The sequence below is a fragment of the Planococcus maitriensis genome (assembly GCF_003289925.1).
In the GTDB taxonomy this organism is placed as follows: domain Bacteria; phylum Bacillota; class Bacilli; order Bacillales_A; family Planococcaceae; genus Planococcus; species Planococcus maitriensis.
Genome location: NZ_QLZQ01000001.1, coordinates 1,209,640 through 1,230,394, shown reverse-complemented (window position 1 = coordinate 1,230,394; position 20,755 = coordinate 1,209,640). Strand labels below are relative to the sequence as shown.

19 protein-coding genes are annotated in these 20,755 nt (G+C 50.7%); 2 read left to right on the top strand and 17 right to left on the bottom strand.

All coding sequences use genetic code 11. The features are described from left to right. Nucleotides 1-3: 3 nt before the first annotated feature. The 3 genes from DP119_RS05975 to DP119_RS05965 are packed head-to-tail and all read right to left on the bottom strand — an operon-like array spanning nucleotide 4 to nucleotide 3,900. Entirely contained in the window at nucleotides 4-1,260 is a 1,257-nt protein-coding gene (locus DP119_RS05975) for a ribonuclease H-like domain-containing protein (RefSeq protein WP_112231720.1), read from the bottom strand. A gap of 4 nt (nucleotides 1,261-1,264) precedes the next feature. Then, nucleotides 1,265-3,535: a DEAD/DEAH box helicase gene (locus DP119_RS05970; RefSeq protein ID WP_112231718.1), complete on the bottom strand. Its 2,271-nt coding sequence runs from the start codon at nucleotides 3,533-3,535 to the stop codon at nucleotides 1,265-1,267. Next, complete coding sequence (locus DP119_RS05965; protein ID WP_112231716.1) at nucleotides 3,532-3,900, bottom strand: YppE family protein; 369 nt, start codon at nucleotides 3,898-3,900, stop codon at nucleotides 3,532-3,534. The genes DP119_RS05970 and DP119_RS05965 overlap by 4 nt, the downstream gene beginning before the upstream one ends. A 189-nt stretch (nucleotides 3,901-4,089) precedes the next feature. On the opposite strand from DP119_RS05965, the gene recU reads away from it, so the two are divergent. Beyond that, nucleotides 4,090-4,701, top strand: a complete 612-nt coding sequence (gene recU, locus DP119_RS05960; RefSeq protein WP_112231714.1) for a Holliday junction resolvase RecU — start codon at nucleotides 4,090-4,092, stop codon at nucleotides 4,699-4,701. Between the two features lie 27 nt (nucleotides 4,702-4,728). Next, a complete protein-coding gene (locus DP119_RS05955) occupies nucleotides 4,729-7,419 on the top strand; it encodes a penicillin-binding protein 1A (protein WP_112231712.1) in 2,691 nt (896 codons plus the stop codon). A gap of 101 nt (nucleotides 7,420-7,520) precedes the next feature. Here DP119_RS05955 and DP119_RS05950 read toward each other — a convergent pair whose 3' ends face one another. From DP119_RS05950 to mgsA, 14 genes are all read right to left on the bottom strand, one after another. Then, nucleotides 7,521-7,853, bottom strand: a complete 333-nt coding sequence (locus tag DP119_RS05950; RefSeq protein ID WP_112231710.1) for a YpoC family protein — start codon at nucleotides 7,851-7,853, stop codon at nucleotides 7,521-7,523. Then, a complete protein-coding gene (gene nth / locus DP119_RS05945; RefSeq protein ID WP_112231708.1) occupies nucleotides 7,828-8,508 on the bottom strand; it encodes an endonuclease III in 681 nt (226 codons plus the stop codon). Before nth ends, DP119_RS05950 begins: the two co-directional genes overlap by 26 nt. Before the next feature lie 11 nt (nucleotides 8,509-8,519). Further along, a complete protein-coding gene (locus tag DP119_RS05940) occupies nucleotides 8,520-9,221 on the bottom strand; it encodes a DnaD domain-containing protein (protein WP_112231706.1) in 702 nt (233 codons plus the stop codon). 308 nt (nucleotides 9,222-9,529) lie between these two features. Beyond that, nucleotides 9,530-10,825: an asparagine--tRNA ligase gene (gene asnS, locus DP119_RS05935; RefSeq protein ID WP_112231704.1), complete on the bottom strand. Its 1,296-nt coding sequence runs from the start codon at nucleotides 10,823-10,825 to the stop codon at nucleotides 9,530-9,532. 29 nt (nucleotides 10,826-10,854) lie between these two features. Continuing rightward, nucleotides 10,855-12,045 (bottom strand): pyridoxal phosphate-dependent aminotransferase, encoded by a 1,191-nt coding sequence (locus DP119_RS05930; RefSeq protein WP_112231964.1) that lies wholly within the window; start codon nucleotides 12,043-12,045, stop codon nucleotides 10,855-10,857. 14 nt (nucleotides 12,046-12,059) lie between these two features. Continuing rightward, nucleotides 12,060-12,533 carry a cell wall elongation regulator TseB-like domain-containing protein gene (locus tag DP119_RS05925; protein WP_112231702.1) on the bottom strand — a complete coding sequence of 158 codons (474 nt, stop codon included), beginning with the start codon at nucleotides 12,531-12,533 and terminating at the stop codon, nucleotides 12,060-12,062. 8 nt (nucleotides 12,534-12,541) lie between these two features. Continuing rightward, nucleotides 12,542-12,712, bottom strand: coding sequence for a YpmA family protein (locus DP119_RS05920; RefSeq protein WP_068869277.1), 171 nt, complete (start codon nucleotides 12,710-12,712; stop codon nucleotides 12,542-12,544). Between the two features lie 45 nt (nucleotides 12,713-12,757). After that, nucleotides 12,758-15,520, bottom strand: a complete 2,763-nt coding sequence (dinG, locus tag DP119_RS05915; protein ID WP_205853839.1) for an ATP-dependent DNA helicase DinG — start codon at nucleotides 15,518-15,520, stop codon at nucleotides 12,758-12,760. Between the two features lie 140 nt (nucleotides 15,521-15,660). After that, nucleotides 15,661-16,044, bottom strand: coding sequence for an aspartate 1-decarboxylase (gene panD / locus DP119_RS05910; RefSeq protein WP_058380581.1), 384 nt, complete (start codon nucleotides 16,042-16,044; stop codon nucleotides 15,661-15,663). 3 nt (nucleotides 16,045-16,047) lie between these two features. Continuing rightward, nucleotides 16,048-16,884, bottom strand: coding sequence for a pantoate--beta-alanine ligase (panC, locus tag DP119_RS05905; protein ID WP_112231698.1), 837 nt, complete (start codon nucleotides 16,882-16,884; stop codon nucleotides 16,048-16,050). Nucleotides 16,885-17,105: 221 nt separating this feature from the next. Further along, nucleotides 17,106-18,086: a biotin--[acetyl-CoA-carboxylase] ligase gene (locus DP119_RS05900; RefSeq protein ID WP_112231696.1), complete on the bottom strand. Its 981-nt coding sequence runs from the start codon at nucleotides 18,084-18,086 to the stop codon at nucleotides 17,106-17,108. Further along, nucleotides 18,064-19,197 carry a CCA tRNA nucleotidyltransferase gene (locus DP119_RS05895; RefSeq protein WP_112231694.1) on the bottom strand — a complete coding sequence of 378 codons (1,134 nt, stop codon included), beginning with the start codon at nucleotides 19,195-19,197 and terminating at the stop codon, nucleotides 18,064-18,066. The genes DP119_RS05900 and DP119_RS05895 overlap by 23 nt, the downstream gene beginning before the upstream one ends. Beyond that, the gene (gene bshA / locus DP119_RS05890) at nucleotides 19,194-20,336 is read right to left on the bottom strand and encodes an N-acetyl-alpha-D-glucosaminyl L-malate synthase BshA (protein ID WP_205853838.1); all 1,143 of its coding nucleotides are present in this window, start codon (nucleotides 20,334-20,336) and stop codon (nucleotides 19,194-19,196) included. Before bshA ends, DP119_RS05895 begins: the two co-directional genes overlap by 4 nt. An 11-nt stretch (nucleotides 20,337-20,347) precedes the next feature. Beyond that, nucleotides 20,348-20,752, bottom strand: a complete 405-nt coding sequence (mgsA, locus tag DP119_RS05885; RefSeq protein WP_112231692.1) for a methylglyoxal synthase — start codon at nucleotides 20,750-20,752, stop codon at nucleotides 20,348-20,350. Between the last annotated feature and the right edge of the window lie 3 nt (nucleotides 20,753-20,755).

The window sequence follows — 20,755 nt, the reverse complement described above, 5'->3', positions numbered from 1 at the left end:
TATTTATCGTGTTCCGTCAACCGTGGATTCCGCGGCTTTTTTTCGTTTTTTCTCCTCGAGCCGCGTTTCGCGCTTGGCTAAGTCATCCGAGATGGACTTCCTGACTTTCGTATGGCTGGCTGCTTCTTTTGCAAACCCTGTCATGACAAGTGCCTGCGCCGGATCCTTGAATTGATGCTCGTGGAGTTTCGCTAAATGCACCCAAGCCTCCACTTCCACGGGGCCTCTCAGATGGGGTGCCGCTTCCTTGAACAATTGAAGCGCTTCTCCATAATCGCCTTTGCGCTTTTTTTGTACTGCTAGCAGAAATCTCGCTAGCGCCCCGGCGTCGCCGCGTTCAAGCGTCACATGTTCGAGGTAGGCAGCGCTTTGGTCGAATTGCTTCAAATCCGCATACCATTTGCCGATATTCGTATAGGCGCCGCTCGATTCGCTCGAAAGATCCTCCATCAGCAAATCGGATGAGCGGATATAAAGCGACACGAGTGACAGGATGTCCAGTTCATTATGATACAGCACTTTCGCCAAGCCTTCAGGAAATCCGCTCTTGACGGCATCGAGATAGATCGCGGGAATCAAATACCCCGGCACGTCCCCGCTGCGGGCAAAGCCGAGCTTCTCTTCCTCGATCACGCTGAGCTTGAGCCGCTGCAATTCGTTTTTCCAGATCCGTTTCGTGCCGTGGAATAAATCGATCTGTTTGGGATCCGGCAGTTTCGGCAAGGTCCCGCGGTGCATCATCCAGCGCGAATGAAGCTGTGGCCAGTCGAAGCTTTTGCCATTATAGGAGAAAATGACCGACTCCCCCGCTTGCCATAAATTCGACTCATAAAGAAAGGCTGCTTCTTGCGAGGGATCCGGCATGATCCATTGGGTCATCTCGAAGCGGCCTTGTTTCCTCTCCAATATGCCAAGCAGGAAAATATAAGCCCCCGTTCCCCCGAGGCCCGTCGTTTCCGTATCGAAAAATACCAAAGGGGTGTCTTCAACCAGTTTGAACGGATGGTCGTAATCGGTTTTCTGCCAAGCCTCAAGCACCCGGCCCAGTTCGCCAAGCACGACGTTGCCGTGACGGTAATTGAGCGGATACTCGATTTTCTTCTCATAGACAAAGCCGAATTTATTTTCCTTCAAGGTCAAGCCGATTTCTTTCCATTGCTTTTCATGAGGCGGCCGTGCAGGTGCCGATGGGGCTTTTCGGGCTGCCGGTTTTTTGTTCAGCATGCCCTTCATCTGCATCAGCTTATTTTCAAAAGACATACGCTCACTCCTCTTTTTCCAATTCCATGAGCAATTCGATGACGCGCCCTTTCATGTCCATCGCCGCATCCTGAGCCCCTATGCACGACGGGCAACCGTCAAAGCATGGGCATTCCGTGACGTGCTGGCGCGCTTTTTCAAGCAATGGCTGCCATAACTCATAGATGCGTTCGCTGATACCGATGCCACCCGGGTAGGAATCATGAATGAAAAACGATGGCTGGTCGTTATGCGGCGATTTCACTTGCGGTACGACGTGGACGTCCCTCCGGTCACATTGCACGAATATCGGGATAAAGCTTTCGATTGCATAAGCCGCACCGGTCATCATATCCGACAAATCCGAATCGCTGAAATCGGCTGGCTTGTCGAAGCTGAGCCAAGTCGATGAGGTATGCAATTCTTCAGCTGGAAGTGAAATCGGCCCTGAGCCAATATTGTCGTGTGTATCAAAGCGGATTTTCTTGAAAATCGTCGGCATGGCAAGAACCGCCACGTCGCCGTAATACACATTGGACTGGTGAAGCTTGCGATGCTTGTCTTCGCTGATCACTTTCAGTTCGATCGCCAAGTTCGCGTCCGTGAAATAATCGACGTCCACTTCGCGCACATACGCTTTTTTCTCTTCCCAATCCAGGATCTCCACTTGGAACTGGGTGCCTTGGTGAAGGTAGATCGCTTCTTCGTGCAGGAGCGTCATGGCACTGAAGCGGTCCATTTCGCCGATGACTTTTGTGTCGGCCGGAACCGATTGGTCGACGATGACGACGTTTTCCTGTGTCGCCGAACGCAAGGAAATATCGTGCGCCGGAAAACGGTCGCTCATCCAATGCCAGCGGTCCGATGTCCGCACAAGGACCCCTTCTTCTTGAAGGTATTCAAGCAAAGACTGGACATCGAACTCCCCATACATATCTTCCGTTGAAAACGGCAATTCGAATGATGCGCATTTCAAATGATCCATCAGGATGATGATGTTCTCAGGATGGATGCGCGCTTCCTCCGGCGATTGGTCGAGCAAATATTCCGGATGGTTGATGATGTACTGGTCAAGTGCCGTAGATTGCGCGACATAGACGACAAGGGATTCATCCTGCCGCCTGCCCGCACGTCCCGCCTGTTGCCAGGCGCTCGCGATATTGCCTGGATAGCCGGTCATGATGCATGCCTGCAATTGGCCGATATCGACGCCGAGTTCCAGTGCATTTGTCGATACGACACATTGGATCGAGCCATCGCGCAAACCTTTTTCGATGGCTCGCCGCTCCGACGGCAAATAGCCCCCGCGGTAACCTTTGATCGATTCGTCCTGCAACTTATATTTCGTGATTTCGTTTAAATAAGTTACCAGCATTTCCACACGCACGCGTGATTTAGCAAAAACGATCGTCTGGACGCCTTGCTTGACGAGATACGTCGCCAAGTCCCGCACTTCGAGCACCGCACTGCGCCGGACGCCGAATGTCGGATGGACAATCGGCGGATTATAGAACAGGATATGTTTTTTCCCTGCCGGAGCGCCGTTTTGGTCGATCAACTCATGGGCGGTATTGGTCAGGCTTTCGGCCAGCTGCTTCGGATTGGCAATGGTCGCCGATGTACAGATAAAGACCGGGTCGCTGCCGTAGAAGTTGCAGATCCGTTTCAGGCGGCGGATGACGTGCGCCACATGGGTACCGAAGACCCCTTTATAGGTATGCAGCTCATCGATCACTATATAATGAAGGTTCTCAAAAAGAGACACCCATTTCGTATGATGCGGCAAAATGCCGGAATGGAGCATGTCAGGATTGGTCATGACGATTTGTCCGGCTTTCCTTACCTTGGTCCGGATCGACGGGGACGTGTCGCCATCATAGGTATAGGACAGGATCGACTGCTCGGTCTTTTCGATCAGATCATGCAAATCGCTTTTCTGGTCCTGCGCCAAAGCTTTCGTCGGGAACAAGTACAAGGCCCGCGCATTCGGGTCATTCAATATTTTGTGCAGCACCGGCAAGTGATAGCAGTACGATTTGCCGGATGCGGTCGGCGTCACGGCCGTGAACGAATGACCCGCTTGCGCCAAATCGAACGCCTGCCGCTGATGGGTATACAACTGATCGATGCCTTTTTTGCGCAAAGCCTGTTTCAGGCTATCGTGCATCGCTTCCGGGAAATCGGCATAGATAGCCGGTTTTTCAGGCTTTGTATGCCAATGGTAAATGCGTTCCATCATCTCCGGCTCCACTTTCCACTCTTTAAGGATTTCCGGTATCGTCTTTTTGATTCTCATTGTTTCTCATCGCCCTTTTCCTCTATCGCTGTAAGCAAGGTCTGTATCGTGTACTGAGCCGCTTGTATCGTTTGGACAAAACGTTTTTTGCTCGTATCTTTATAGAAACTTTGTACGAACACTTGCCCCATTCCGTCCGCTGCATTGTCGATTTGCAATTTATGAACGTATTTCGGGCGTTCGTTCCGGATAAAAGCAAGTGAAGCTTCTTTCCATTCATCTATGGCAGCATGCCATTCATCGGCATACGGTTTTACATCTTGGAAAAAATCAGGATCTGCATCCAGCTCGCGCATTTCCTTGAAGCGTGCGAGACACCTATCGCATTCCTGGTAAAGATTGTTTGATAATTGTTTGAGGTCCATTTTCTTCCCCTCCATAGCCATTAGTTTATCACAATCCGGCAAGCCATATACAGTTTGCCGAACAGGCATTCTTTTCAGTTGGAGCTGGCTCGAAAATCCGCTATCATTAGGGATAAAGTTCGGAAACCTTTCATCATATTTGTCGTCTAGGTGCGTGTGATATGATAAAGTAAGCGAGGTGTATCACAAATGGCGATCAATTACCCAAACGGTAAGAAATTTTCTCCGCCGAAGAATCAGCCGGTGCAGCCGGTGCAGAAAAAGAAAAAAGATATTTCGTTCAGCAATCGAGGGAAAACCTTGGAAGATGAACTGAACGAAACGAATAGCTTTTATTTGCAGCGCGGGCTAGCCGTTATCCATAAAAAGCCCGTGCCGGTGCAGATCGTGCGTGTCGAATACCCGTCACGAAGCGCTGCGGTCATCCGGGAAGCTTATTTCCAAGCCCCGTCTACGACCGATTATAACGGCATCTGGCAAGGCCGCTATATCGACTTCGAAGCGAAAGAAACTGAAATCCGGACTTCTTTCCCGCTGAAGAACATCCACGAACACCAAGTCCACCATATGGCAGACATCATCCGCCACGGGGGCCTGGCCTTTCTGATCATCCGATTTTCTTCGCTCGACCGTTATTTCGTCTTGCCATTCGAAACATTGGAAACCTATTGGAAACGAATGGTTACAGGCGGCAGGAAATCAATGACTTTAGCGGAGGTAGAGGAATCTTCGGTTGAAGTAAAGCCAGGCGCTTTCCCGAGAATCGACTATTTATCCGTGCTCCATCAGCTAATGAAATAGCATATACATGAAAGTGAGGAAGCGCATGTGAGTGATAAGAAAATATCGCGTGAAGAACGCAGAAAATCAATTGAACGGCAACGGAAAAACTCGAACAAACAAAAGAAAGCCGGAGCTAAAACGTGGATCATAAGAGGGCTTCTGGCTATAGCAGCCTTAGCTGTCGCCGGTTTTCTATTCGGGGTCATCCTATTCGCTGTCTATGCGTCCAGCGCGCCTGAGCTCGACGAAGAATTGTTGAGAGACCCGATCAGCCCTGTTTTCCTGGCCAACGACGGTGAAACCGAAATTCCATATTTCACTGCCCAAAACCGTGAATACGTGGAATACGAAGACATTCCCCAAATGATGGAAGATGCAATCCTCGCCACAGAGGATAACCGTTTCTATGACCACTCGGGAATCGACTTGATCCGCCTTGGCGGTGCGGTCGTCGCCAACGTCACGGGCGGCTTTGGGTCTCAAGGAGCCAGTACCATCACGCAGCAGGTCATCAAGAACTCGTTCCTCTCCAATGAAAAAACGCTGAAGCGGAAAGCACAGGAAGCTTATTTGGCTTTCAAGCTGGAGCAGGAATATTCGAAAGAAGAAATTTTCGAGATGTATTTCAATAAAATCCTGATGTCAGGCAATACTTACGGGTTCGGTACTGCAGCAGAGCAATTCTTCGGCAAGGCGCCTGCTGAACTGGAACTTCACGAAGCTGCCCTTCTTGCCGGCATGCCGCAGAGCCCGAACCGTTACAACCCGTTCAAGAACCCGCAGGCAGCTGAAGAGCGCCGCGATGTCGTCTTGAATTTGATGGAACAGCACGGGAAAATCGATGCAGCGCAAAAAGAAGAAGCGTGGAATACGCCAGTCGAATCGACGCTTCTTCCTGAAGAAGAGCGCACCTCCCCGGAAGAAAGCACAGAATACACGGCATTCATGGAAATGGTTGTCGATGAACTTGAATCGCTTGAAGGCGATTATTCGCTCGATGAAGGCTTGACGATCTACACGACACTTGAACCATATGTCCAAGAACGCGTCAATGAAACGATGGAATCGGATCTCTTCTTCGATGATGAAGTCGAATCCGCCATGACTGTCGTTGATACAAAAACAGGCGGCATCAGCGCAGTCGGTGCCGCCCGTGAATACGAAGGCGATGTGCGCAGGAACTTCGCCACGTCAAGAGACCGTGTGATCGGCTCTACGATCAAGCCGCTTGTCAGCTATGGCCCCGCCATCGAATATTTAGACTGGTCAACCGGCCAGACACTGGTCGATGAGGAATACTCCTATAGCAGCGGCCAGGAAATCCGCAATGTCGACGGCCAATTCCTCGGGCCGATGACAGCACGCGAAGCTTTGTACCGCTCGCGCAATATCCCGGCGGTCAAGACGCTAGCGGAAGTCGGATCCGATAATGCCAGTGAGTTCACTCAAAAACTCGGATTGGATTTTGGCAGCATTTATGAATCCGCAGCACTTGGTACTCCGGAATTCAACATTTCCACTGTCGAACTGGCCGGTGCTTTCGCAGCGTTTGGCAATAACGGCGTATTCACTGAACCGCACACGATCAAGAAAATCGTCTTCCGTGACGGTTCTACGGAAGAAGTCGTCGCCCCTGAACCGGTGACAGCAATGAAAGACAGTACCGCTTATATGGTGACCGACATGCTCCGCGATGTCGTTGATACCAGCATTTCCGGATCGACCGGAAAAGAAGCTGCGATCAGCGGATTGGATATGGCAGGCAAGACCGGTACATCCAACTATACGGAAGACAAACTTGAAGAATTCGGCCTCGATTCCAGCTCTGCACCTGATGTCTGGTTTGCAGGCTACACGACCGATTATTCCATTTCGGTCTGGAGTGGATACCCATCCATTTCAACACCGATCGACACGGCATCTGATGAACGCTTGCTTGCACAGCGCTTGTACAAGCAAGTGATGAGCCAGATTTCTTCACCGGAAACGGCAAGCTTCCAGCAGCCGGATTCGGTGACACAGGAAGTCATCGAAGTCGGCACTGAACCGCTTCGCTTGGCAAGCCCGTTCACCCCGTGGAGCATGCGCAGTGAAGAATTGTTCGCTAGGGGGACGGAGCCCAGTACAGTATCAGAGCGATTTGTGGCAGACCCTGACCGACCTTCTGGATTGAGGGCAGACGTCAGCGACAACACGGCTAACTTGAGCTGGAGCCACGGCTCGGATGATGTATCATTCGAGGTTTCCGTCAACGGCGAAGTGCTGACGACGACAGACGATACCAACTATTCCTATGATGGTCTCGAAGAAGGCGTAACTTATACCTTCCGCGTCGTCGCCACTCAAAATGGCAGACGCAGCGACCCTGCTTCCACGACTATCGAGATTTCGCCTCCTCCTGAAGAGGAGCCTGAGGAAGAACCGGAAGAAGAACCGGCTGAAGAAGAGCCGGTTGAAGAAGAGCCAGCCGAAGAAGAACCGGCTGAGGAAGAACCCGCTGAGGAAGAGCCAGCTGAGGAGGAGCCAGCTGAGGAGGAACCAGCCGAGGAAGAACCGGCTGAGGAAGAACCAGCCGAGACCCCAGATGAACCCGTAGACACTCCAGAGCAGCCGGAAGTACCGGAGGAAGGATCAGGCAGCAATGCCTCGTCCAATGGTAATGGGAACGGTAATGGGAACGGCAATGGCAACAATTCAAATGACGAAGACGAGGAAAGCAATGAAGATCAACCTTGACTTCCTGTCCTAGTCTTTAAAGGCCTGTCCCCGATTATGGGACAGGCCTTTTTTATTGCGCAAAAAACCCCGGACAGAAGGATTTTCTGTCCGGGGTTCGTTCATTCAGCCGGATAGCCGATTTTTATGCGTGCAATCTTTTTCTTCAACTCTGCGAATAATTGCGTTAGCTGGCTTGAAGCTGCATGGGCGCTTCTGGAATTCCTGATAAACTCCAGCCGCTCGCTTTCATTCAATGGACATGGCGCAGAGTTCCCGAACAAGCCATAGAGCGCTGTCTTCAATGCTTCGTAAAGCTGCCAGCCTTCGGCAATGAGCGTGCTGCAGCCACTAGCTTCCTGGACAAAACAGGATTCTATCTTTTGCGATAAGGCTGACCAGTCCTCATAAAATGGCGAAACGGCTTGGTCAATTGATTTCCGTGACAGCGTCATGTTTCACAAGCCCTTTTTTATCGCGTTTTTTCCCTTCCCGGCATCGGTCGAACAGCGGGCAGACATGACAGCCGGGATTTTGCGCCTTGCAATGGTAGCGGCCGAAGAAAATGATTTGGTGATGGGTTTTCGACCAATCCTCTGCGGGCGTTTTTTTCATGATCGTCTCTTCCACCTGGAGCGGAGAATCTTTCCAGCGGCAAAGGCCGAGGCGTTTTGATACACGCTCGACATGGGTGTCGACTGCCAAGGCAGGCTTGTTGAATGCCACGGAAACGACCACATTGGCGGTCTTTCTCCCGACGCCCGGCAAGGTCATCAATACATCGCGGTCTTCCGGTACACGGCCGTTGAATTGCTCGATCAGCATGCGGCTGAGCGCCTGGATGTTTTTCGCTTTATTGCGGAACAGGCCGATCGAGCGGATGTCTTCTTGCAATTCTTCCAAAGGCACCGACAAGTAATCTTCCGGCGTATGGTATTTCTCGAAAAGATCCGCTGTCACTTTGTTGACGAGCTTGTCGGTGCATTGTGCGGACAGCAAGACCGCAATGACCAAATCGAACGGGTTGCGGTGGATCAATTCACAATGGGCATCCGGAAACATGCGGTCCATTTCTTCCAGGCAAGCGAGCCATTCTTTTTTCGTCATCATCCTATCACCTGCTAATTCCGTTCTTCCAGCCAATTATAGAATTGCACTTTTTTCGCTGTGCTTTCCTGCGGCTGGATGCGGATGTTTTTTTCCCGGAACGAATTTGCATGCCGCGATACTTGGCTCGACGTCCGGATGTTCTTTTTCTTCCATTCAAACAAGATGCGGTCCACATAGCGCAAGCTGATCTTCTGCGCAATGACGGCTTCTTTCAAGGCCATGCGGATGATTTCCGGCGTATGGCCGTCCTGGTCCATCCACATGGAAATCGTCTCGATCTCCATCGGCGATAAAAAGCGCCCGAATTCTTGTTCAAAGAGCTGGAAGATCTCGCCTTCCTGTTCTTTTTGTGTATGCTCTTTTTCGGTATGCGCTTGTAATTCCAGGCAGTCCACGAGCTTGTCCCATAAAGGCTGCAGAGAAATCGTCTCTGTCAGCATGCCATCAGCCGTCTCCTGGCGTATCGATAAATAGCCTTGCTGCATCAATTTCTGCAGCATCGTCGTTACGCCGTTCTGGCTTGCAGACATGCGGGAGGCGATTTCATCGGGTGTCGGAAATGCATTTCCCGCCTGTTGGAAGGAGTGGATCTGCAATAGCATGATCGCTTCTTCATCACTGATTTTCAAGCGCCGGTAAAACTGAAAAAAAAGCTGGGAAATGGTCACATTTCCCTGCTCAATCCATTGCTGCAATCGGTCAGACTGTTTCATATCCCAACCACCTTTCTATATGCGAATTTCTAGCTGTCTAAATCTATCAGGATATTTCAGCTTGTCGAGAAATTTAAGAAGTTGTATTTCCGAAGCTTATCGCTCGCTTCCCGCGGGTGGGAAGCGGGCGATAAGCTGCTCCAAATCCTTGGAGAGAACACTGATTTTTGATTATAGAAAAGATGATTCTCTTTTTGATCTACAGCAAATTACAGGCTTCTTCAACACTCCGATTTTTCATCAGCCGCGGCAAAATTCTGTTGAAGGGATTTCTGCCAGGCAGCTTCTTATCGTCTTGTTTAACCTTTTTAAGGGTATAGACGGTTCAACAAACGCGGGAATGGAATCGATTCGCGGACATGTTCCGCCCCGCTAATCCAAGCGACAGTGCGCTCAAGCCCTAAACCGAATCCTGAATGCGGCACCGCCCCGTATTTGCTGAGATCCAAATACCATTCGTATGCAGCTTCATCCAGATTATGTTCTTGGATACGCTGTTTCATCAAATCATAATCATGGATGCGTTCAGATCCGCCGATGATTTCACCGTAGCCTTCCGGCGCGATCATGTCAGCGCACAGCACGACATCGTCACGATCCGGATGTGGCTGCATATAGAACGGTTTGATGCCGGTCGGGTAATGCGTGATGAAGATCGGCTGATCGTAGTTTTCAGCCAAAGCCGTTTCGTGAGGCGCCCCGAAATCTTCTCCCCATGTAATGTCATCGTAGCCATTATCGTTCAGCCATTTGATGGCTTCATCGTATGTGACGCGCGGGAATGGCGCCTGGATTTTCTCCAGCTTCGTTGTGTCGCGGCCAAGGCGCTCGAGTTCAAGCTTGCAATTCTTCAAGACGGATTGCACGATATGTGCCACGTATTGTTCTTGCACTTCCAGGCTCTCGGCGTGTTCCACGAATGCCATTTCCGGTTCGATCATCCAGAATTCGATCAAGTGGCGGCGGGTTTTCGATTTTTCGGCACGGAAAGTCGGCCCGAATGAGAATACTTTCCCGAGTGCCATCGCAGCCGCTTCCATATAAAGCTGGCCGGACTGTGACAGATAGGCATCTTCATCGAAGTATTTCGTTGCAAACAGTTCCGATGTGCCTTCCGGCGATGATCCCGTCAAGATCGGCGGGTCCACTTTGACAAAGCCGTTGTCATTGAAGAATTCATACGTCGCGCGGATGATTTCATTGCGGATTTTCATGATGGCATGCTGTTTTCTAGAACGCAGCCATAGGTGGCGGTTGTCCATCAAGAACTCCGTGCCGTGCTCTTTCGGCGTAATCGGGAAATCTTTCGCTTCCTGGATCACTTCGATATCCGAAATCGCCAGCTCATAGCCGAAGGCAGAGCGCTCATCTTCTTTCACTTCACCCGTCACATACAATGAGGTTTCTTGCGTCAATGCTTTGGCTTTCGCAAAGATCTCTTCGCCCGCTTCCGCTTTGACAACAACGCCCTGTACGAAGCCGGAACCGTCGCGCAATTGAAGAAAGGCGATTTTTCCGCTCGAGCGTTTATTGGCGACCCATGCGCCTAGTTTGATGGTTTGTCCGTTATATTTTGCCATTTCGGCGATAGTGATTTTTTTCATCTGTCAAATAGCCTCCAAAAGTATATTGCTTATTCTTTCCAGTGTTTATGCACGAAGTGGCTGATGCGTTCGACCGCCTGCTCCAATAATTCGAGCGATGTCGCATACGACAATCGGATAGTCGAATGGGCGCCGAATCCAGACCCTGGAATCACCGCCACATTCGCTTCCTCGAGCAATGCTTTCGCAAAGTCATCGACTGAAGTAAACCCGGTCTTCGCTACAGCTTCCGAAACGTCCGGCAATAAGTAGAACGCACCTTGCGGACGCAATACGGTGAATCCCGGAATTTCTTCCAGTTTCGGGAAAATAGCTTCCAGCCGGCTTTCAAACGCCTGCCGCATTTCTTCCACTGCATCCTGCGGCCCATTGTATGCTTCAATCGCTGCATATTGCGAAGTGGTGGTCGGATTTGAAGTCGAGTGGCTCGCCAGGTCGGTCATGGCCTTGATCAATTCCTTATCGCCTGCCGCATAGCCGATCCGCCATCCGGTCATCGAATGTGATTTCGAAACCCCATTGATGATGACTGTGCGGTTTTTGGCATCTTCTGACAGTTCAGCCACGGAAGTATGGACAGCATCGCCATAAATCAACTTTTCATAGATTTCATCGGAAACGATGAGTATATCCGCTTCGCGGCATACTTCAGCGAGTGCTTCGAGTTCTTCCTTCGAATATAGCATGCCCGTCGGATTGCTCGGTGAGTTGATGATGACGGCTTTCGTGCGGTCCGTGATCGCTTCGCGCAATTGTTGCGGGGTGGCTTTATAGGACTGGCCGGCCGTTGCCTCTATGTATACCGGCACGCCCCCAGCCAATTTCACCTGTTCCGGATAGCTGACCCAGTAAGGGATCGGGATGATGACTTCGTCGCCTTCGTTCAACAATACTTGGAATAGCGTATAAAGTACATGTTTTGCCCCGACCCCGACCATGATTTCACTTTTGTCATAGCTTAGTCCCTGATCTCGCTGCAATTTGTCCTGGATGGCTTGTTTCAATGCAGGCAAACCGCCGGCAGGTGTATATTTTGTCTTGCCTTGTTCCATGGAGTGCCCGGCTGCGTCGAGGATGTTTTGAGGCGTATTATAATCCGGCTCCCCTGCCCCGAGCCCTATGACGTCGACGCCTTGGGCTTTCAGTTCATTCGCTTTTGCCGTGATCGCCAAAGTCGTGGATGGCGTCAAGGTCTGTACGCGGTTCGCTAATTTCAACAAATTGATCAACCCTTTCACAAATTCAATATGCGTTTCCACCAAGTGCCGTCTTCCGCCAGGAGATAGACGTAGTTCAAGCGCCCAGCTTCGTTCAAAAAGGCGATTTCCCATACGGCACCGGCCTCTTCCATGCCGAGCTTCGTGTGGAGGATTTCCTCGACTTCCATATCTTCCTGAACGATCTCGCGCGCTTGTTGGGCAGTCACTTGGCCTTCAAGCATCAATACTTCCATATCCCCTTCATCAGGAACGAAGGCGGCCTTTATCTGCCCTTCCCCGTCCGTGCCTAGAACCGTCACGGATTGTGTTGAACTGGAATAGACATAGGCCCGCTCCACTTCATCAAGCAGCCCTTCTGCCTCCACTTTTTCAACTGCCGCTTGTTCCGCTTCCGAGAACGGTTTATTGCCGAGGAATAAAATGACCAGCACTATGGCTACAGCCAAAAAAGACAGAAAAACGATGATGAACTTCATCCACTCTTTCATATGATCACCTAGGTTTTATAAATTGTGAAAACCGCTTTTGACTGGTCGTCTTTATCGAGCGCCAGGCCAAACATCAAATCGCGATCTTTCAATGTCCGGTTCAATGCATCGACCACTTTGTACAGGTCGGATTGATATTCGACTTGCACCGTGTTTAATACTTCGATCTTGGATTCCATTGTTCGGCACTTCCTTTCGGTTGAGGGGGGGCAATTCCCGCCTCTTTATCCTTGCCTATTATACCAATGTTCAATATCGGTTACCATCTTTTCCAAAGACACTTTGGCGACCGGTACCTCAGGCAAAGCATGCAGGAATTCCTCACCGTATGATTTGGTTTCAATGCGGCGGTCCAGCACGATAAATAAGCCCTTGTCCTTTTTCGAGCGGATCAGCCGCCCGAATCCCTGGCGTAAGCGCAGCACTGCTTCCGGCAAGGCGTAATGCATGAACGGATTGAAGCCTTCCTTGGAGATGATCCGTGATTTCGCTTTGAAAACCGGCTCTTCAGGAGATGTAAAGGGCAGCCTCACGACGACGACGGCGCGCAGCGCATCACCTGGCACATCGACACCTTCCCAGAAACTATTCGTCCCGAACAGCACCGATTTCTGGAACCGCTGGAACGACTTCAATAATTTCATGCGGCTGCCTGAAGACATGCCTTGCGCAAACAGCATATAATCATCGAGCAGCTGGGAATCCTGGATCAAATCAACCGTTTTCCTCAGCATGTCCTGTGACGTGAACAAGACAAAACAGCGCCCTTCGGTGACAAGCACCGTCTGGGTGACCGCGTCCGCCACGGATTCGATGTATTCCTGTTGGGACACTTGCTGGATGTCCGGCATGTCTTCAACGATATAGACTTTTGCGCCGCTGTAAAATTGATCGGCAGGTTCAAACTTTTCGATCGGCACCTGATTCGGTATGCCGAGCTGGTTGACGATAAAGCGTTCATTCGACGGAACGCTCATCGTGCCCGACAGCCAAATGACCGCTTTTTCGCCTCTCGCCTGGCCGATGAATTTATCGACAAGCGACGCGACTTCATAGGGGCGTTTGTAAAGGGACAAGCTCGTCGGCATGCTGCGCAGGTCACCTTCGATCCAGGAAACTTCATCTTCTTTCGGGAACAGGAAAATCTCACTGAACTCCACCGATTTCAGCATCAGCTCTTCAGTCCAATAACGGAAATCTGCGAGCACAAGCCGTTCATTCATCGTCAGTTCCGTGTAGCGTTCTGCTTTTTGCAGGATGGTCTGGGCGATGTCGATCCAACTATTCAAGAATCTCAGGAAATCCATGAAACTTTCCCGTTCGAAATCCAATTCATCCAATAAAGATGCACATTTCCGCGTGCGGCTATTATGGAATTTGTTCTGGAAAGCCTGCGCAAGATAGAGCGTCACTTCATCGAATAAACTGGTGTACTTCAAATACAAAGATTCCATTTGCAATAGCTCGGGTACCCTGGCAAAGCCGTGCGATTCAGCGACGCGGTAGAATTTTGAAAACAGCTGGTTTTCATCAAAACTGCCCAATTGGCCGAATACATAGCGCCATTGCGTGTAGACGAAAGTTTTCTCTTTATGGGCAACAGCCGCCTGCACGACTTGATGCGCTTCATCCCATATATAGGCCTCGACGTTCTTCAATATTGCCCGTTTTTGGTTATGCGGGTTCAACAGGAATGCATGGTTGGTCACAATGACATGGGCATGTTCGGCTTCAGTCAATGCATGTTCATAGAAATCGACGGTTTTTTCAAGCTTTGTCAATTTCCTCAAATGCGAACGGCGCACTTTGTCGACCAGCAATTGGCCGCCGCTCGACACGTTCAATTCGTTTAAGTCTCCGGTCCGTGTTGAAGCCAGCCAGACCATGATCTGCATGATCGTGAACGTTTCATCATAAGACTCATCTTCCCCGTGAAGCAACTCGAAAAAGCGTCCCAAATCGATATAATGCGACAACCCTTTAATGAGCGCGACGTGGATGTTTGCTCCGAGAAACTCTTCTGCGAGCTTGACTTCCTTGGAGACGAGCTGGTCCTGCAGGTGGGTCGTATACGTACTGATGACCACTTGCTTGCCGGATTCCTTAGCATAAGCCGCAGCCGGCAGCAAGTAGCCCAGTGTCTTGCCCATGCCTGTCGATGCTTCAATTACCAATTCACTTCGCTCATGGATTGCCCGCTCCACCGCTTGCATCATCGCGACTTGGCTCGGCCGCTGTTCGTATTCCGGCTTGACCATTTCCAGCCCTTTTCGCCAAGCGGACTGCTGCGGCGAATCGTCGGAGACTTGCGCGCGCTCCGCTTTCGGGACAATCGGAATGCCGCGGAAACGGCCATATCGATCGGCTTGGCCGTTGCGTTTTTGCTGCGTAATTTCAAACAGCAAACGCGACAGGTCCGATTTCAATTGGAAAGACCGCTTATGCAACAGGACAAGCGTATCATAAGGAAGTTCAGCCAGTTCATGTTTCGCCCGTAAAAACAGTTCAGCTGTCGCCAAGGCATCATCATCAGCGCGATGCGCGTTGTTCAAGCGAATGCCTTGTTCTGCCGCAATGTCCTGCAATTTATAACTGAAGGCCGTCGGATAGACAAGGCGTGAAAGCTCCACAGTATCCATGGCCAGCCCCTGCCATTTCGGCATGCCGGCACGGCTCAGTTCCGCTTGCAAAAACGGTAAATCGAAATGGATGTTATGGGCAATGAAAATAGCGCCTTCCAATTGCCTGTAGATTTCCTCGGCGTACGCTTCAAAAGGCTCTGCACCTTCCACGTCGCGCTCCGTTATATTGGTCAGATCCTGTATAAACGCCGGAATTTTCCGTTGCGGATTAATAAATTTCGTATATGTATCAACGATTTCTCCTTGTTCGATCGCCACCATCGCCAGTTGGATGATCCGGTCACCTTTTGCAGGGGAATGGCCCGTTGTTTCGATATCGACAACGACATATTTTTGGGAATTCATGATAACCCCTCTTTCTCAGGTGATTCTCTCAGGAAAAATTGTAACATATTCGCCAGCTGTTCGCCGGCGGGAACACGCCAAAAAAAGAAACACTCCAAAAGGGGGAGCTTTCCCCTTTTGGAGTGTTCAAGTATCGATCCCTACATGACCGTCGCTTCCGGTTCGTAATGGATGATTTCCTTGATGGAATTGTCTGCGTCCATAATCGCCACAGTCGGTTTATGGCTGCGCGCATCTTTATCCATGACATAGCCGTACGATAAGATGATGACGATGTCCCCGCGCTGCACGAGACGCGCTGCTGCACCATTGACACAGATGACGCCGCTGCCGCGTTCTCCGGCGATGATATACGTTTCGAAACGGGCGCCATTATTATTATTGACGATATGGACTTTCTCATTCGGCAGCATGCCAACTGCATCTAATAGATCCTGGTCAATCGTGATGCTGCCGACATAATTCAAATCGGCTTCAGTTACCGTCGCACGGTGGATTTTGGAATTGAGCATCATTCTAAGCATAGGTCAGTTCTCCTTTAAATTGAAAATGATATTGTCGATGAGCCGCGCTTTCTGGAATTGGACAGCGAGTGCGAGGATCGCTTGCCCGTTTGGTTCTTCAGTCAAGTCCGGATAGGACAGCAGCTCGATGTAATCGATCGTTCCGGATGTTGCCGACTCGATGAACCGGGCCATACCCGGGATCGGGTCTTTGCCATCGCGTGCGGCCGTCACCCCTACTTGCAGGGCTTGATAAAGTTTTGGCGCTTCGGCGCGTTCCGTTTCGCTCAAATAGACATTGCGCGAGCTTTTGGCAAGACCGTCCTGTTCACGCACTGTGTCGATGCGGCGGATTTCCAGCGGAAAATCGAAATCCCGCACAAGCGATTCGATGATGGCCAGCTGCTGTGCATCCTTCTGGCCGAAATAGGCCGTGTCGGGCTGGACGAGATGGAATAATTTCGTCACCACTTTCAATACGCCATTGAAATGGCCGGGGCGGCTTTTTCCGCACATGACATTCGCAAGCGCTCCCGCTGCCATCGTGATTTGCGATTCACGCGGATACATCTCTTCTGCCGATGGCGCAAATACCACGTCGACGCCCGCTTTTTCAGCGAGTTTGCTGTCCCGTTCAAAATCGCGCGGATAGCGGTCATAATCCTCATTCGGCCCGAATTGGGCAGGGTTAACGAAAATGCTAATGACGACCTGGCCGTTTTCCGATTTTGCGGATTCAACTAGCGATAGATGCCCTTCGTGCAAAAACCCCATCGTCGGCACCAATCCAATCGATTGCCCGCTGCCTTTTGTACTCCGGACCCAATTTCTCAAATCCTTAACCGTGTTTATGACTTGCATGTTTTCCTCTCCTTTTTTAGGAGAAAACCATATAAAAAACCTTCTGTCAGAAGACAGAAGGACAGAAAATTCCAATTCGGTTTCCTCCGTCCCTGTCATGTAATGATCAAGGCAGAATCGTATTCATTTAATGCTTCCGTTCATGTGCCACGGTGCAGTTCGCATCGGATACTGCCCGTTATTTTCACTATAGCAGAATTTCTGTGATATGCCTACATCCATTACTTCAGCTCGATGTCTGCCGAATAGATGCCGTGGAGCCTGCCGTCCGCCGTCCGCAGCTGCAAGACGCCATCTTCTGTTATGCCTTCTGCAATGCCTTCTAAGGTTTCGCGTGACATGCGGGCGCGGACGGCTTTCCCGATTGTTGCGGAATGCCCTTCCCATAATTCTTTTAATGGGGCAAAGCCCTCTTCAATATACATCTGTGTATAGATTTCAAGGGAATGCAGGATTTCCTGCACCAACTTCCTGCGGTTTACTAGCTGCCCGGATTCAAGGTGCAAAGATGTCGCAATGTCCTGGACCTCAACATCGAAATCTTCCCGCTCTTGATTGACATTGACCCCGATACCGATGATCAGCGCTTGGATGCCATCTGCATCCGATTGCAGCTCGGTCAGGATTCCTGTCGCTTTTTTCGTTCCGAACAGGATATCGTTCGGCCATTTGATCGATGCTTCCAGCCCGATGACGGCCTGGATTGCACGGACAATCGCCACCGCTGCGACCAATGTGAATTGGGGAGCTTTATGGGGCGGGACGTCTGGCCGCAGGATGACGCTCATCCAGATTCCCTGGCCTTTGGCAGAATCCCATTTTCTCATCAAGCGTCCCCTGCCTTCAGTCTGAAGCTCCGCAATGACGACCGTTCCATCCGGAGCGCCTTCTTGTGCCAATTGATGCGCAACGATTTGAGTCGAGGCGCATTGCTCCAGATATTCGATCCGCCGGCCGATTTTCTCCGTCTTGAGTCCGGCCTGGACAAGAAAGGCTTCCAGGCTGTCCGGGCTTTTTTGGATGCGGTAGCCTTTTTTGCGCACCGATTCGATTTCATAGCCCATTTCCTCGAGTTCCTTCATATGTTTCCAAATCGCCGTTCTCGAAACTCCGAATTCTTCTGCCAATTGCTGGCCGGACACCGGCTCCGCCCCTGCTTCCAATAGCCGTGTCGCCAATTTATGTGTGACGGTGATATTCATCTATAAACCAGTCCTTTATCCGTTCTTTATCATTGGCCAAGCGGCGTTCGACCACTGCTTTTTCAATACGCAAGGTCCAATCTTTCAGCCATGGACCTGCTTTTTTCCCTGCCCATTCCATCAAGTCGCGCCCATTGGCCGCTAGCTCCGATTTCGATTGGATTGGCAATGCCTGCTGCCGCTCTTTCACCGCTTCCGTTTTATGCGTTGCGGCCTGTGCGATCGTCAACTGGCGTTCCGTGAAGCTGTAATAAACCCAGTCATCCCACAGTGGCAACCGGCTCGCTTCCAGTGCCCGCTGAAGGTCTTTTTTGTCCTGGTTGGAAAAACGGTAGTCACGGATGGCGCTGAAAGCCTCGCCATGTTTATGCAATAGGTAAAACCATCCAGATAGCGGATCGAAGCTTGCCGTGTATCCAGACCAATCCAGCTCAAATAAGCCGCCGGATGGCAAAAAACGGGTCAAGCGGGTCTCGACCAAATACTTCATGCTGATGCCCGGGGCTGCGGAAACCATGACTTTGTCCAATTCCGCCTTGACGCGCTCCATCGCGACGGACTGTATGTTCTTTGCGTAATCGCTGATGGCTTGTTTGGTCGCTAAATCGATTTGGAAATTCAACTGGCCCGAAAAACGGATCGCCCGCAGCATGCGCAAAGCATCTTCCGAAAAACGCTCTTCCGGTACTCCGACTGCACGGATGATGCCTGCTTTCAAATCATCCCTGCCTCCGAAAGGGTCGATGATTTCCATTTGCTCAGTCATTGCCATCGCATTGATGGTGAAATCACGGCGTTTCAGATCTTCATGCAATGATTTGACGAATTCCACCTTATCCGGACGCCGATTATCCGAATAGCCGCTTTCTGTGCGGAATGTCGTGACTTCAGTTCCTTGCCCTTCAATGAGGATCATGACCGTCCCGTGTTCAATTCCTGTGTCGATCGACCGTTCGAACAGGGCTTTCACTTGCTCGGGCGACGCGGATGTCGCTACATCGATATCATGGGGCACGGCTCCGCGCAAATAATCCCGTACCGCCCCCCCGACCATATAGGCTTCAAAACCCGCTTCTTTTAAACGCGCGATGATGTACTTGGCCCGTTTCATTGCTTATCGGCCTTTTCCAGCAAGCGCGCGTAAAGCGTTTCGTATTCGGCTAGGATCTTCTCTGAACTGAAACGTCTGGTTGCCGTTTCCAAAGCCGTTGCGGACATTTTTTCGTGGAGCTTGCCATCGGTCAATATGCGGATCGCCGCATCTGCCGCTGCATCGATATCGCCCAGTTCCACCAAAAATCCGTTTTCACCGGGCTCGATGATTTCAGGGATGCCCCCCACTTGCGTTCCGATTGCCGGCACGCCGCATGCCATCGCTTCTAGCAAGACGAGTCCGAATGCTTCCTTTTCCGACATCAGCAATTTCACGTCGCTCATGCTGTAGAGTTCCGATAGATTGTCGCGCTTGCCGAGAAATAAGACTTCCTGCTCGATATGGAGGTCTTTCACTTGCTGATGGATGCGGCTCATCTCAGGGCCGTCTCCTACCAGCAATAATTTGGCGCCGACTTTTTTTTGCACTTTCGCAAAAGTGGAAACTACATCTTCCACACGCTTCACCTTGCGGAAATTCGACACATGGATCAATACTTTTTCATGCACTTCGATGCCCAGCTCTTCCTTCAGCTTGAGGGAATCCCGCAAATAATATTCCCGTTCATCGACAAAGTTATGGACGGTTTCAATCTGTTTTTCCGGCGCGATCATGTCATAGGTCTGCTGTTTCAATGAATCCGAAACTGCCGTCACGACATCGGATTTCTCGATACCGTAGCGGATTGCATCTTTCAATGAACTGTCCGTGCCGAGTACTGTAATATCGGTGCCATGCAAAGTCGTGACGATGCCGATATCGGACCCTGCCATATCGCGCCCCAGTATTGCACAGACGGCATGCGGGATGGCGTAATGCACATGCAGCAGGTCGAGTTCTTCATTTTTGATCACTTCGGCAATCTTGGTTGCCAGCGCGATGTCATATGGCGCGTATTGAAACACCGAATAGCTGTTGACATCCACTTGGTGGCTGAATATATTCGCATACAGCCGGTTCAGCCGGAACGGCGTGCTCGACGTGATGAAATGGATTTCATGGCCTTTTTCAGCCAGCATTTTTCCCAGTTCAGTCGCCACTACGCCAGATCCGCCGACCGTCGGATAACATGTAATTCCAATCTTCATTTTTCGCAAACTCTCTCCTCCTATTTCCGGCGGTCACTCAGGAGCCGCCAATCGACCAATCCGTTTTCCAGGCCTTTCAGGAGGACTTCTGCTGTTCCCATATTGGTCGCGAGCGGGATTTGGTAAACATCACAGAGACGGATCAAAGCCGTGACATCCGGTTCGTGCGGCTGCGCCGTCAGCGGGTCGCGGAAAAAGATGATCATGTCCATTTCGTTCCGGGCTATCATCGCCCCGATCTGCTGGTCGCCGCCAAGCGGGCCGGATTGGAAACGGTGGACCGATAAGCCTGTCCCTTCGACCAAACGGGAACCTGTCGTTCCCGTTGCGTATAAATGATGCTTCGACAAAATAGGTTCATAAGCTATTGCAAATTCTATCAAATCATCTTTTTTCCGGTCGTGTGCTATCAATGCGATATTCATTCA

Excerpts from the sequence above, each read along its gene's own strand:
- DP119_RS05975 (WP_112231720.1), bottom strand. The coding sequence starts at position 1,260 with ATGTCTTTTGAAAATAAGCTGATGCAGATGAAGGGCATGCTGAACAAA.
- DP119_RS05970 (WP_112231718.1), bottom strand. The coding sequence starts at position 3,535 with ATGAGAATCAAAAAGACGATACCGGAAATCCTTAAAGAGTGGAAAGTG.
- DP119_RS05965 (WP_112231716.1), bottom strand. The coding sequence starts at position 3,900 with ATGGACCTCAAACAATTATCAAACAATCTTTACCAGGAATGCGATAGG.
- recU (WP_112231714.1), top strand. The coding sequence starts at position 4,090 with ATGGCGATCAATTACCCAAACGGTAAGAAATTTTCTCCGCCGAAGAAT.
- DP119_RS05950 (WP_112231710.1), bottom strand. The coding sequence starts at position 7,853 with ATGACGCTGTCACGGAAATCAATTGACCAAGCCGTTTCGCCATTTTAT.
- nth (WP_112231708.1), bottom strand. The coding sequence starts at position 8,508 with ATGATGACGAAAAAAGAATGGCTCGCTTGCCTGGAAGAAATGGACCGC.
- DP119_RS05940 (WP_112231706.1), bottom strand. The coding sequence starts at position 9,221 with ATGAAACAGTCTGACCGATTGCAGCAATGGATTGAGCAGGGAAATGTG.
- asnS (WP_112231704.1), bottom strand. The coding sequence starts at position 10,825 with ATGAAAAAAATCACTATCGCCGAAATGGCAAAATATAACGGACAAACC.
- DP119_RS05925 (WP_112231702.1), bottom strand. The coding sequence starts at position 12,533 with ATGAAAGAGTGGATGAAGTTCATCATCGTTTTTCTGTCTTTTTTGGCT.
- DP119_RS05920 (WP_068869277.1), bottom strand. The coding sequence starts at position 12,712 with ATGGAATCCAAGATCGAAGTATTAAACACGGTGCAAGTCGAATATCAA.
- dinG (WP_205853839.1), bottom strand. The coding sequence starts at position 15,520 with ATGAATTCCCAAAAATATGTCGTTGTCGATATCGAAACAACGGGCCAT.
- panD (WP_058380581.1), bottom strand. The coding sequence starts at position 16,044 with ATGCTTAGAATGATGCTCAATTCCAAAATCCACCGTGCGACGGTAACT.
- panC (WP_112231698.1), bottom strand. The coding sequence starts at position 16,884 with ATGCAAGTCATAAACACGGTTAAGGATTTGAGAAATTGGGTCCGGAGT.
- DP119_RS05900 (WP_112231696.1), bottom strand. The coding sequence starts at position 18,086 with ATGAATATCACCGTCACACATAAATTGGCGACACGGCTATTGGAAGCA.
- DP119_RS05895 (WP_112231694.1), bottom strand. The coding sequence starts at position 19,197 with ATGAAACGGGCCAAGTACATCATCGCGCGTTTAAAAGAAGCGGGTTTT.
- mgsA (WP_112231692.1), bottom strand. The coding sequence starts at position 20,752 with ATGAATATCGCATTGATAGCACACGACCGGAAAAAAGATGATTTGATA.